At 58.0% G+C, this 13085-nt stretch carries 7 protein-coding genes; 4 read left to right on the top strand and 3 right to left on the bottom strand.

All coding sequences use genetic code 11. From position 1 onward, the window contains the following. Together VN887_16440 and VN887_16445 are read right to left on the bottom strand one after the other, a co-directional pair. The coding region (locus tag VN887_16440) for a c-type cytochrome (protein ID HXT41597.1) at positions 1-3008 on the bottom strand (3008 nt) is incomplete at its 3' end. A 9-nt stretch (positions 3009-3017) separates the two neighbouring features. Continuing rightward, positions 3018-4097 carry a LacI family DNA-binding transcriptional regulator gene (locus VN887_16445; GenBank protein ID HXT41598.1) on the bottom strand — a complete coding sequence of 360 codons (1080 nt, stop codon included), beginning with the start codon at positions 4095-4097 and terminating at the stop codon, positions 3018-3020. Between the two features lie 469 nt (positions 4098-4566). Here VN887_16445 and VN887_16450 point away from each other — a divergent pair, with 469 nt between their 5' ends. Together VN887_16450 and VN887_16455 are read left to right on the top strand one after the other, a co-directional pair. Then, a complete protein-coding gene (locus tag VN887_16450; GenBank protein HXT41599.1) occupies positions 4567-8757 on the top strand; it encodes a hypothetical protein in 4191 nt (1396 codons plus the stop codon). Between the two features lie 123 nt (positions 8758-8880). Then, complete coding sequence (locus VN887_16455) at positions 8881-9432, top strand: hypothetical protein (GenBank protein HXT41600.1); 552 nt, start codon at positions 8881-8883, stop codon at positions 9430-9432. A gap of 12 nt (positions 9433-9444) precedes the next feature. Here VN887_16455 and cobA read toward each other — a convergent pair whose 3' ends face one another. Further along, positions 9445-10971, bottom strand: a complete 1527-nt coding sequence (cobA, locus tag VN887_16460; protein HXT41601.1) for a uroporphyrinogen-III C-methyltransferase — start codon at positions 10969-10971, stop codon at positions 9445-9447. Between the two features lie 221 nt (positions 10972-11192). On the opposite strand from cobA, the gene VN887_16465 reads away from it, so the two are divergent. Then, entirely contained in the window at positions 11193-12350 is a 1158-nt protein-coding gene (locus VN887_16465; GenBank protein HXT41602.1) for an alkaline phosphatase family protein, read from the top strand. 32 nt (positions 12351-12382) lie between these two features. After that, a partial coding sequence (locus VN887_16470) for an alkaline phosphatase family protein (GenBank protein ID HXT41603.1) occupies positions 12383-13085 on the top strand: 703 nt, incomplete at its 3' end.

Genomic DNA, 13085 nt, shown 5'->3' on the forward strand with positions numbered 1-13085 from the left:
GGTTGCGACGCGAGGCCGATGCGCCCGGCCAATTGTTCCGGCTCCTGGTCGGCGATGGTCGCCGCGTGAAGCACCACCACGCCCCCGCCGCGCCCGAGATACTCGTCCAACTGCCGATAACGCTCCGCGCTCCAATCATGGTTCCAGCAATAAAACACGATGGCATTCGCGGACTGGAACTGCTCCTCGCTCGGCCATTCCCAGGCGGCCGTGGCGGTGACGTTCGTGGCTCCCGATGAGAAGAGGTGAAGCCAGTTCGTTTGCCAGGCGGGGTAATCGTGTTGACCGGGGCCGTGGTCCTGCTTGGAAGCGACCAGCACGATTTCCAATTTCCGATTATCGGTCTGCGATTGATGAGCTTCACCGGCGGCCAGCGCCGCTTCAATCTCGGCGCTCCCGCGCTTCGGCGGCTCACTGAGCAGGAACGTCAGCAAATCGCGAACCTGTTCCTCCTTCAGCGTGTCAATCAAACCTGTCGGCATCAGCGAAACGGAGCCGGGACGCATCTCCTTCACGTCGGTTGGATGAAACCGGGTCTCCTTGCCGTCCGCGCCGATCAGTTTGATCAAGGCGTCGTCCTGCGCGCGGATGAAACCGGTCAATTCGCCGCCGTCATTCAATGTGACGTTGTAAGCGACGTAATCGGGATTGATCGAAGCGCTCGGCTCTTTGATGTCGCGCAGCACACTCGCCGCGTCGCGTGAAACCAGATTGCTCAGGTCCGGCCCGATTGTCGCGCCTTCACCGCGAATCCGATGGCAGGTCGAGCATTTCAATTGGTCACCAAAGAATAAGCCCCGTCCGCTTTCGAAGTCGCCGCCCGTAAGTTCGGGCTTTTCAGTGGGTGCAGTCACGATAGCGGTCAGCGGAGGAGACCAGTGCGGACGAAAACTGGAAAGCGGCAAGACACGCCATCTGGAGTCATTTATTACTTTGTAAACAATTGAGATAGAAAGTTTGCCCTTCGCAACAAGAACAGTGAAGCTATCGGCCATCCGCCGAAACATATCTGCGTCAAATTCCAAAGAGTATGCCCCATTGGTTGCCACGTGCGCTTTGATGTCGCGAGTTGGATTACTTGCAAAATCAAATGGTTGCCGAGCGGAAAATTGGAGCCTTTCCGCATTCGGCGGGATCAACAATTTGAATGACGCGAAAAACCAGTCCGTACTCTTTCCTTTTATTTGAGACGCGCCAAGCAACTGGTCAATGGAAGAGCCAAAGAGATCGGATGCGATTGAGAGATTCGGACTTGGGGACCAAAGGTTAAAGACCTCGTTTGGATCAAGCCATTCATTTCCGACTAAAGTCCTGATCCTCTGAGAGACGGAATCGGGCAGTTTGTTAAGCAAAGAGTCTTTAACCAAACCTAAACTCGTACCACTCAAATCATAATCCACGTCTAAGGTATGGCCGTCTCCGCTCGCTCTCTTCACCTTCACGCCTGGGATTGTCAGCGCATAGGTCACCGCCTGCGGGTGCGGTTCGGTGGTGAGCGCGAGCGTCTGGTTGTCGTCCTCCAGTTTCGCCGCCAGAATTTTCAACGTTCCGCGCGGTGCGGCTTCCTGCTGCTTGACCACCTGATACGGCGGCTTGAGAACTTCATAGCGTTCGGCGGCGCGAACGTATTCGCCAAATTCGATTTGTCGTCCAACGATCGCGTTGGTGACGGATGGGTCGAGTGGTTTATCAAACGCCACACGGGCTTCCGTCGGGCCAGCCGCCCAGGCCATGACCGGTTGTGGCGCCTTCGGGTCGGTGTAGGAAATTTTGAAAATCTTGCCCTCGCCCTTCGGCCCGGTGCCCCAATCGGGCAATCCACTGTGACAGCAAACGTAAAGGTCGCCCCTGGGAGAAATCGCGAGGTCCATCGTCAACATGCTCAGACGTGCAATCAGAAATTCCCTGCCCACATATCCGTGCGGCGTCTTCACAAGCCGCACTCGCCAGATTTTCCCGCGCGATTCGCCGGCGACGAACGCGTCGCCCTCCCACCATTTCGGACCGAACAATCCCTGGGCAGGCGAAACCGGCAAAGCTGGTTTCAGATTTCGGAGTCCGGATTTCAGATTCATCGGCGCGTGCGGTTCATTGAACACAAGACCGCAGGTGGACTCGTGCTGCGGGCCGAACGCGACGACCGGCGGTTCGCTCACTAGATTCGGCAGCCATTTCTCGTGGCGCGGTGGGAAGCCGTAGTTGCGGCCCGGAATGATGTGGTTCAATTCATCGAGAGGATTGCCGTTCGGCATCCACGTTTCGCCTTCCTGATCGGTGTTGAACAGATCGCCGGCCTTGTTAAACGCGAGCGTGTATGGCACACGAATGCCCGTCGCGATTGTTTCGAGTTTCTTCGTTGCGGGCGACCACTTCTGAATCGTGCCGCGTTGGGATTGAATGTCGTAAAGCGACACCGTTTCCTCCGGATCACCGCCCTTGTCGCCGCGCGCTTCCAGCCAGGCGCGTTCTTCGGGTTTCAAATCCTTTCGCTTCCGCAGCCGGTAAGCATTCGAATAATCCGCCACCAGCAGGCCGAAATACACGTTCCCCTCTTTGTCGAGCGTCACCGCCGTGGCGTCCACACCGCCGGAGCCGACGTCCGTGGGCGGCCAGCCGCTGGCAATGATCTCTTCCCTGTCCGCCTTGCCATCGCCGTCCGTGTCGCGCAAGAGCGAAACCTTCCCGTGAGACGACACGTAAAGTCCCCTGGTGGACCACGTCATGCCGACGGGAACGCTAAGGGTCGCCTTGTCCCAGAAGACTTCCGCCGTGTCTTCAAGACCATCGCCGTCCGTGTCGCGCAGTAAAAAAATGCGCCCATCGTAGCCGAGCGCGGTCAGCCGGCCGTCGGGCGCAAAGCGAAGATTGTTGATGTTGGAAAGCCTGACCGGCAATTCGCGCACGGTAAAACCCGGCGCCAGCATGTGGACGATGGGTTCGGCGGGCCAGGCAGCGACGAAGGAAAAAAACGCCGCGGCCGACGAGGCAAGTAACGCGGGGAGGCGCATGACAACAGCCTAACCTCCAACGGACGCCTGACGCGAGCGGGATTTGTCAGTGGCGGCGCGCGGGAGCAGCGTGGCTCCATCCTGCCATGAACTTTCCACAAGGATTGAGCGGCTGACGTCCGGCACGCCGCGTTCGTTTCGCTGGATCATGCTGACCAGGAAATCCACCGCCGTGGCGCCGACTGCCTTGTTGTTTTGGTTGATGCCGGCGAAGCGGCCGATGGACTCGGGGCAGTTCAGGTGGAGGAACCCGACATCGTTCGGAACGCGCGCGCCGATTTGCCTCAGCCATTTCACGATTTCCTCGTGCTGGCTGACGACAACCTCCGGACGATTCTGTTCGTACCATTCCGCAAACTTCGTGATCTGCCAGTCACGATCCTTCAACAACAGGAGCGGCACCTGGTCGTCCGGTTTGAATCCGCGCTGCTCTGCGAGGAATGAACCCACCCAATGATGCTCGACCCGCTCGTCGTAACTCGCGCGCAGGGCCAGACCAATCCGGTGATAGCCAAGCCTTCGCAGCCGTCGCATGGTCATGCGCATTGACCGGAACTGATGGTTTGCCGCGCGATGAAGTGATGGCCGCGCCAGCGAGTAGCCGATGGCGACCGCGGCGAACCTGTTCCAGTCCAGTCGCAGATGACCCTGCGCCACGGGCAGCGGGGCGATGATCATGCCGGGTACGTTACGGTGGTAAAGGACCTGGCTCATCCGGTGCGAGGTCATCCCGGGTTCACGCAACCAAAACTCCTCCAGGTTGTATCCATGGCGGCGGGCCTGGGCGGAAGCGCCCTCGAAGAAATCCACGTAGATTTTCGAACTCCGCCACCCGTTACGCTTGGAGAAGTTGGTAATATAGGCCAGCGACAAATTCAATCGCAGGGGTTTGGCGGAGCGCCGCAATTTCATCAGTGTCGCGATCAAGGGATGTGGCCGGTAACCGAGCCGCCGCGCGATTTCCTCGATTTTTTCGCGCGTCGTCGCGGCGACGTTGTGCTGATTGCGCAGGACGCGGGAAACCGTCATCACGCTGACCCCGGCCTGACGTGCGATATCCTTTAAAGTGGCTGATGCTTCCGCTGCCATTGTGCGTTATGAATTAATTGCAGATCCTGAGTGGTCGGACTGTTCCATCGACACTGAACGTTGGACTGAGCGCCGGACAGACAGGTTTCCATTGAAAACAAAGGACCGGTCTCCTGCCGTGCATGGTGCCTCTTGCTCATCTGTGACCGTCAGCTCAGTCGCCGAGATCGATTGTCACATGCCTGTGCGAAGAGTATGCGCCGCACGGCCCGGTGCAACTCCGTTGCTCAAGTGAGTTTCCGCAGGTCTCCGTCATTCAAGACCGTCCTGTTACGATTAACATTCCAACGCGCTTTTCAAGCTTCGGACAGCACGCCTATACATCTGGACAATTCGGGAATAACATTGGAATCGTCGTTTTGCTTTAACTGTGATGTTTTTTGTACCTGGTGATCAAGGAACCCACGAACGCCGGAATCGGATGGCGTGACTGTTCTTCTTGTCCGGCAGGTTTCCAAAACTATTCGTTATGAAAACAAATACTCGTCCGACTCGTTTGCTGGCAACGCTTTTTGCGGGAGCCGCCCTGGTTGGTTTTGCCTCACACACACGCGCAGGGACTTTTTCGACTGATTTCGATGCTGGTGTCCCGGTCGGCGCGACATTAAACGGGGCCGCGCTTGGTTACGACATGAGCAGCGGCGGTGTAAGCAACACCCCCTGCCTCCAGCTGACTCAGAACGTCGGCAGCCAGACTAGCTGGCTGGTTCTTGACGATTTTGATGGTGGACAACCAATCCGATCCCTGGATGCCACCTGGAAAATGTATATCGGCGGCAATGGTACGGCCACGCCGGCAGATGGCGTCAGCTTTGTGTATGGCGTTTTCACCCCCAACCCACCCGCGGCATTCGCAGAGGAGGGTCCGGCCGTCGGCGCGATGCACGGTTTGACCATTTCATTTGACACGTTCAACAACGGGAACAATGAAGCCCCCGCGATCGACCTGAAATGGGATGGGAACACGGTCAGGACCACTGTCGTACCAATTACCACCCTTATTCCCACCGTCAACACGACCAACACAAACTATCTGACGGTGCATGTCAGTGTGAGCGCGAGTGGCAATGTCAATGTGGATTACAACGGCCAGGTCATTTACACGAACGTTACGATCTACACCCCCATGCTCGGGGCTCAATTCGGATTCGGAGCACGAACCGGCGGATCGTTCGAGAATTGCTTCATCGACAATCTGAGCATCACCACCACCGTTGCCACGACGCCTTACGTGTTGTCCTCAACACCAACGGGCACGAACGGGCCGGCGTCCGGCACCGTCCGGGTTGTGATTGCCGACGGCGTCACACACGTCAACACCAACAGCAGCAGTTTGCAGCTGGTCTATAATGGAGCGGGCGTCACGCCGAACGTTGCCCAGCCCGGGGATGGTACGACGGTCATCACCTACACGCCGCCGCCTTTATTGGCCGTTGGTTCGACCAACACGTTCAGTGTGATTTATGGCGACGATGGCACCCCGCAGACCATTTCAACCAATACTTACAGTTTCGTTGTCGGACCTTACACCACCATCCCGGCGAGTTACGCGGTCACCGGCGTCGATACCGCGCAGCCAGGTTTCAAAATGCGCGTTTATCAAACGGGCCTGACTCCAGCGGGTGGCGCTACCCGGGTGCCTGGAGACGGCAACTTTACCTACAATGCCGAACGCTCACTCGCTTTGGGTTTCCTTGATCCGAACAATCCGGGACAACCTTACGCGAATGGCGCGGACCTCACCGCCGCCACCAATAACGGTTACTTCGTCATCCCCGACTTCATCAACTTGAACACCGCCGCAGGTGGTGGCCTAGATATTGGCAATTTCCAAGACATCAGCACTCCATCGTTCCCGGACCAACCAGTCCCTGGAATCACAATTGGCGTGAACGATGCGTGGTACGTCACCGAAACTGAGATGTATCTCCAGCTAAAGGCTGGCTTTTACAGATTTGGCGTCAATAGTGACGATGGCTTCAGGTTTTCGACAGCCCCGGCCGCCGGAGACGTCCTCGGCATAACTTTGGGGCAGTTCAGTGGAGGACGAGGCAGTTCGGACACCACATTCGATGTCGTGGTGCCGCAGGACGGCGTTTTCCCTTTCCGGTTGGCTTACTGGCAGGGAACCGGTGGTGCAAATGTTGAACTCTTTACCACCGATCTTGCCGCCGGGAAGAAATATCTGGTGAATGATGCCGTGAATCCGGCCACGCCAATTCTTGCGTACCACGAAAGCACCGTGACCCGGCCTTACGTCGCCCGCGTCCTTCCGGTCGCCGGCCATCCTTGGGCTTTGGCGGATGACAATATTCTTGTGGAGCTGGTTGACGGCACGATTCCCGTCAACAGTGGTTCAATCAGCCTGACCGTGAACGGGCAGGCGGTAAACAACATCACCAAAACCGGCACCACGAACACCATCCTGAGGGCCGGATCGGTCGCCAACCTTCTGCCTCCCGGCCAGAATAATCTGACATTGATCTACAGTTATACGGAACAGGCGAACACCGTATCCATCACCAACAACTGGAGTTTCTCGGTGGTTCCCTACGGTGTCATTCCCGCCGGGAACAAGGTTCCGCTTGCGCAAATAACGACAACCGACATCGGCTTCAAAGCCCGGGTCAATCAAATCGACCGCTCCGGAGACGCAAGTCAGGGCAACGGTGCGCGGCTGCCTAATGTAGGCGATCAAAACCGCATGCCTCGTCCCGAAATGCAATTGTTTGGAGGCGACATCAACCCCACGAACGGCACGGCCTATCCCAACCTGGCCGACCTGACTGCGGCTGACGTGAACGGGATTTTTGACATAACGGACCCGCTCAACTTCAACTCCAATCCCGCGGGTGGCAACACGGGCATTTTCCAGGGAGCCACTGACCTGCCCATGCCCGGCCTGCCCGGCGGTGGATCATCTGTCACCGGGGGCATTAAGGGAATTGAGAACTATGTGGGCGAGTTCACGACGTATTTGGATCTCAAGGCTGGAGTCTATCTCTGGGCCGTAAACAGTGACGACGGTTTCGTTGCGATTTCGGCTCCAGACCCGCACGATACCCTCGGCACCCTGCTTGGCTACGCCAATGTCGGCCGAGGCAATGCCAACCCACTTCCCAGCCCGGGAGCGCCGAACAGCTACATTCCCACCCCCGGCACGAGCCAGAATAACTTTGCATTCGGCGTTGTGGTGCCGGAGGACGGCATCTATCCCATGCGGCTCCTTTATTGGCAGGGTGGCGGTGGCGTGAATCTGGAATTTCTATCGATTGACAGGAATTCCGGAATACAGTCGCTGGTCAACAATACCGCCAACGATTCCTTGTCGATCCCGGCTTATCGCACCTATACGGGCCCTGCCAGACCGTGGGTGAAGTTTTCGGTATCGCCGACGCCGTGGGACAACCGAGTCCAGCAGGCCGGTCCGGGTTTGATCAAGGCGTATGGCCGGACAGTTGCCAACACGGGTGGAAACGATCTGGTTAATGACGCCGATACCCGACGCCCTTGGGCTGACGTAGGAATTGGAGGCGTGGTGGCAAACGGCGTTGGTGACGCATCACTCGGCCTCCTGGTGAACGGCGCACCGGTAACGCCAACTTTCACGACGAATGGTTCAGACGTTACAGTCAGCTATCGACCGAATCCACCGCTGCCGGCCGGTTCAACCAACACGGCAGGCTTGATCTATGGAGGAACCACAAACTCGTGGAAGTTTATCGTGCAGACCTACACCAACCTGAACGCCAGCGACGCGATACCGGCCAGTCAGGCGGACCCCGGTTCCGTCGGCTTCCGGGTAAAAATGACCGAGGTTGCGAGCATACCGGCGGGCTTTACGCAAAACTCCGCCGCCCGCGCCGAAGCTCAACTGGCAGGCACATTAGGTCTTCCGGACATATCATTGCCAGGTCCGGGCCCGAACGGCACGTATATCTACACGAACATCCTCAACTGGAATAACAACGTGAACCCAAACCATACCGGGGTTCAACTTGGGAACTTTCAGCGCAACGTCTATGGAGCCGGCTGGCCCTATGGCGACCACCCGGATGAGCCGATTCCCGGAGTCCCAAACACCACCACAAACTCTGCAAACGCCTTTACGGACGACCTTGCGGCGGAAATCTTCGCCTATTTGAACTTCCCGACTGCGGGTTATTACAGGTTCGGCGTGAATAGCGACGACGGATTCAAGTTGCAGGTCGGGACACCCGGTCAAACCAACGGCACCGTTATCTTTACCACCGACGTGGGCAAGGGCGCGTCTGACATTCCGTTCTCCTTTACCGTACCACAAGCCGGTCTGTACCCGATGCGCCTGGTGTATTACAACGGGGGCGGCGGAGCGGCCCTCGAGTTCTTCTCCTACGACGACACCGGGAACAAAATCGCCATTAACGATTCAACCAATCCGAACGCGATCAAAGCGTACTACAGCCTCACTTCCGTGGGACAACTCCAGTTCACGAGCGTGACTGCGAGCGGAGGGAACCTCACCCTGAACTGGAGCAGCACCGGCGCGGTAACGCTGCAACACGCGACGGCGCTGACCGGCAATCCGAATGATTGGTCAGACATCGTGACCAATACGTCGGTCAACACTCTTACTTTGCCGGTGGGTCCCGGTAACGAGTTCTTCCGACTCAAGCAATAGTTCAAGGCGATTCAATGAGAGACCGGATCTTATGCTCCGGTCTCTTTTCTTTTACCACGGCCTGTCCGGTTTCAAATCGCTTTGAAATCAATCGAGCGTCCCCTATCGTTGGAAAACGCCCGAATGAACGACCGTTTGACAACGTTCAAAAGTTTGATCCAGACATCGGACTTGCCCGGTCTCGGCCCGACACCGCGGACCGGACGCCTGCCCCTGTTGGAATTGAACGGGAAAATCGAACGCTTCCTCGCGGACGCGAAACTGCCCGCGGCGCTTCACGCTTCCATTCGCTCCGCGGCCCTGCTCTGGCATGATTATCTGGATGAGTCCCACGCGATTTCCCAGGACATCCACACCGCCGATGGCAGTTTTCTCCACGGCATAATGCACAGGCGCGAACCGGACTATAGCAACGCCAAATACTGGTTTCGGCGGGTCGGCGAACATGACTGTTTCGCTGATCTCGCCAGGCAGGCCACCCGCCGCCTTGAGGCGGACGGTGAAATGGAATTGGCGGCGAAGCTCGCGCCGCGGGGCGAGTGGGACCCATTTGCTTTCGTGGACGCGTGCGCGCAAGCGACAAACCTGCCTTCGCTGCGCCCAGTGATTCCAACTTTGGTGGCGGTACAGGAAATTGAGTTCGACTGCCTGATGCGGCATTTGCTGGCAACATAACACCGCGCCGACCTACTTCTGTGCGTCTTCCAGCGCGTTTACCAGACCGCCAATGGTGTGCTCTGTTGCCTCGATCGTTGGCTTGAATCCCAACGCCGCAAGCGCCTTGCTGGTTTCCGGTCCGATCGAAGCCGTCCGCGTCTCCGGAAATTTCTTCAACAGCGCGGGCAGGTTGAAACGGGCGTGAAAGTTCTCGACGGTCGAACTGCTGGTAAAAGTGATCCAGTCCGCGCCTTCCTCCAACAGACGGGCTGCCGCGCCGGTTAGATCATCAGTTTCCAGGACGGTTCGATAGCAGGCGATGTCGTCCACGATGGCGCCCCTTTCTTCGAGCAGCTCTGGCAGATCGGCGCTGGCCACTTCGGCACGGAGCAGGAGGACGCGAAGATTTTCGACACTCTCGAATTCCGCCAGCGCCCCGGCTATTTTTGCAGCGATATATTCCTCCGGCATCAGATCAACCTGAAGGTGGAATTCGCGCACTTTGGCGGCCGTGGCCGGTCCGACCGCGGCGATCCGCACACCTCCAATGTCGCGCACGTCCTGAAATCTTTTGAAAAAGAAATCGAAGAACGAAGCAACGCCGCTGGGACTGGTGAACACCAGCCAGTCATAGGCGTTCAAACCGGCGAGCGCTTCATTCAATGGCCCTCCGTCGCGCGGCGGCACAATCCTGATTGTCGGGATTTCCAGGACCTCCGCCCCGCGCTCAAGCAGCTCCCGCGAAAGCCGGCCCGCCTGCTCGCGCGTGCGGGTCACCACGACACGCTGCCCGAACAGCGGGCGATGCTCGAACCAGTTGAGTTTCGCGCGCAATTTGACCACGTCGCCAATCACCGCCACGGCCGGCGCCGATATTTTTTCACGGGCCGCCACGCCCGCGATGGTGGCAAGCGTGCCTTCGACGGACCGCTGCCGGCCGGTGGTCCCCCAGCGCACCATCGCCACCGGCGTTTCTTTCGACATCCCGTGAGCGACGAACAGTTCCGCAATCTCACCAATGCGACCGGTGCCCATCATGATGACCTTGGTCCCGGGAATCCTGGCGATTCTCTCCCAATCCACGGCGCCCGCCTCCTTTGTCGGATCTTCATGCCCCGTGATCACTGTGAAACTGGAACAATGCTCGCGGTGGGTCAGTGGCACACCGGCGTAGTTCGGCGCCGCCACCGCCGACGAAATACCGGGCACGACCTCAAACGGTATTCTTGCCGCGACAAGTTCCTCGGCTTCCTCACCGCCACGACCGAAAATGTAGGGATCGCCGCCCTTGAGCCGGACCACCGTCTTGCCGGCCTTCGCCCGGGCGACCAGCAGTTGGTTCAATTCGGCCTGCGGTATGGCGTGGTTCTTGGCGCGTTTACCTCCGAAAATTATCTCCGCCGTCCTCGGGGCGAGGCGCAGCAAGTCGGGATTGACCAGAGCGTCATAAACCACCACGTCAGCGCGCCCAAGCAGTTCGGCGCCGCGCAATGTGAGCAGTCCGGCGTCACCCGGTCCCGCGCCCACCAGATAAACCATGCCCTTTGCCCTCTTCATGGGCGCACACTCTAGGCATCCGCCGGACTTACGGCAATAAAACACAGGGAGCAAACATCAAACGCGAATCTGTCGGACATTGTCAAAGCCGGCGGACATTTGTAGGACCGGTTTCACCAACTGCCCGGCCCGACGCGGGTCCGACCATCAAACTGCGGAGTCTGCCGGTGTCCGGGATCGCGAGAAGGCTCGCCCGACGTATGAAATCATTTCTGTCGTTTATGCGTTGTTCGACGTTTCAAAACGTGCGGACCACCCGACACGCGGGCGGTGTCATACTTCTTTCGTGTGCAATTATTCTTCTGTCCGACCTGCGGGCGTTGGGTGGCCAGCTTACCAATGTTGAAACTGTTTTCCTCATTGTCATGGAAAATCACGACTGGGCCTCCGTCTATGGCAATACCGATTGTGCCTGCATCAACGAAACGCTGCTGCCCATGGCCTCACATGCCGAGCAATACTTCACGCCGTCAGGTCTGCATCCAAGCGAACCGAACTATCTCTGGCTGGAAGCCGGCACCAATTTCGGCATCTTCAACGACGCCCTCCCGGCGGAGAATCGCATCAGCACGCCGAACCATCTTACCTCATTGCTCGAACATGCGGGCGTCTCCTGGAAAACCTATCAGGAAAGCCTTGACGCCGGGGACAGCCCGCTCACCGACCATTCCCCTTATGTGGCGCGGCACGATCCTTTCGTTTTTTTCGACGACATCGCGACCAATGACGCGCGTCGCGCCAGCCATGTGCGTCCGTATTCGGAACTGGCCTCCGATCTGCAACAGGGGACCGTCGCGCGCTACAACTTTATTGTGCCCAACATCACGAACGACATGCACAGTCTGGCCTCCGGCGGTCACAGTTTGCAAAAGCAGGGTGACGACTGGCTCGCGCGCGAAACTCCCATGATTCTGTCCTCGGAGAACTACGCCAAAAACGGAGCGCTCTTTATTCTTTGGGACGAGGGCGACAACGAGACAAGCGACGGTCCGATCGGCTTGATTCTGCTTTCGCCGCTCGCCAAAGGAAGAGGCTACGCGAGCAACATCCGTTACACACACAGCTCGTTGTTGCGCACGCTGCAGGAAATCTTCGACGTCCGGCCGTTCCTGGGCGACGCGGCCGACGCCACGGATCTGGACGATTTGTTCGCGGACGACCAACCTCTCGCGGTTTCACTCCATTTTACAAACGATCTGCCGCAGCTGACGTTCACCGGACTCACCACAGGCAAGACGAACAAGATTCAAATCTCCACCAATCTGTTCGACTGGCTCACCCTCAGCACCAACATAATGACATCCAATTCACTGAGTTTCATCGATGTGACGGCAACGAACGACAGCCGGCGTTTCTATCGCGTCTTGGAATTTCGTTGAGAATATGATTGGCTCCCCACGAAGTTCATTGCATGAAATCCGGGCACACATTCCGGCTCCGCCTTCCGGCGGTTGGTCTGATCTGCTGCACGTCTCTCTTCCCTGCGGGCGTCGTTGCGACTACGCTGACCAACGTTCAAACCGCTTTTCTCATCCTGATGGAAAACGCGAACTGGACGGCTCTGAAAGGCAGTGCTTCAGCCCCTTACATCAACAACACGCTGCTTCCTATGTCGTCGTACTGCGAGCAGTATTACACTCCGCCCGGCCTGCCCGGCAGCCTTCCCAATTACCTTTGGCTCGAAGCCGGCACCAACTTCGGCGTGCTCGACAGCAACGATCCCAGCGCGCACACATTCGGTTCCACCAACCATCTGGTCACCCTGCTGGCCAGCGCCGGCATTTCCTGGAAGGCCTACCAGGAGAACATCAGCGGCACAAACTGCCCGACCTCCAGCAGCGGCCTTTATGCCGCCTACCACAATCCGTTCGTTTATTTCGATGACGTTATCTCAGGCGCAAACGATTGCCTTGCGCACATCCGTCCGTTCGCTGAACTCTCCTCCGATCTGACCAACAACACCGTCGCCCGCTACAACTTCATCACGCCAAATCTCTGCGACGACATGCACAACTCTTCCGGTTGCGCAACCTCCGACCGCATTCGAAACGGCGACAACTGGCTCGCTGCCGCGCTTCCTCAAATCCTCGCCTCGTCCGCTTACCAGAACAATG

Source organism: Candidatus Angelobacter sp., assembly GCA_035607015.1.
GTDB lineage: Bacteria > Verrucomicrobiota > Verrucomicrobiia > Limisphaerales > AV2 > AV2.

Coding starts and splice junctions, on each gene's coding strand:
- VN887_16445 (HXT41598.1), bottom strand. CDS start 4,097: ATGGCAGCGGAAGCATCAGCCACTTTAAAGGATATCGCACGTCAGGCC.
- VN887_16450 (HXT41599.1), top strand. CDS start 4,567: ATGAAAACAAATACTCGTCCGACTCGTTTGCTGGCAACGCTTTTTGCG.
- VN887_16455 (HXT41600.1), top strand. CDS start 8,881: ATGAACGACCGTTTGACAACGTTCAAAAGTTTGATCCAGACATCGGAC.
- cobA (HXT41601.1), bottom strand. CDS start 10,971: ATGAAGAGGGCAAAGGGCATGGTTTATCTGGTGGGCGCGGGACCGGGT.
- VN887_16465 (HXT41602.1), top strand. CDS start 11,193: ATGCGTTGTTCGACGTTTCAAAACGTGCGGACCACCCGACACGCGGGC.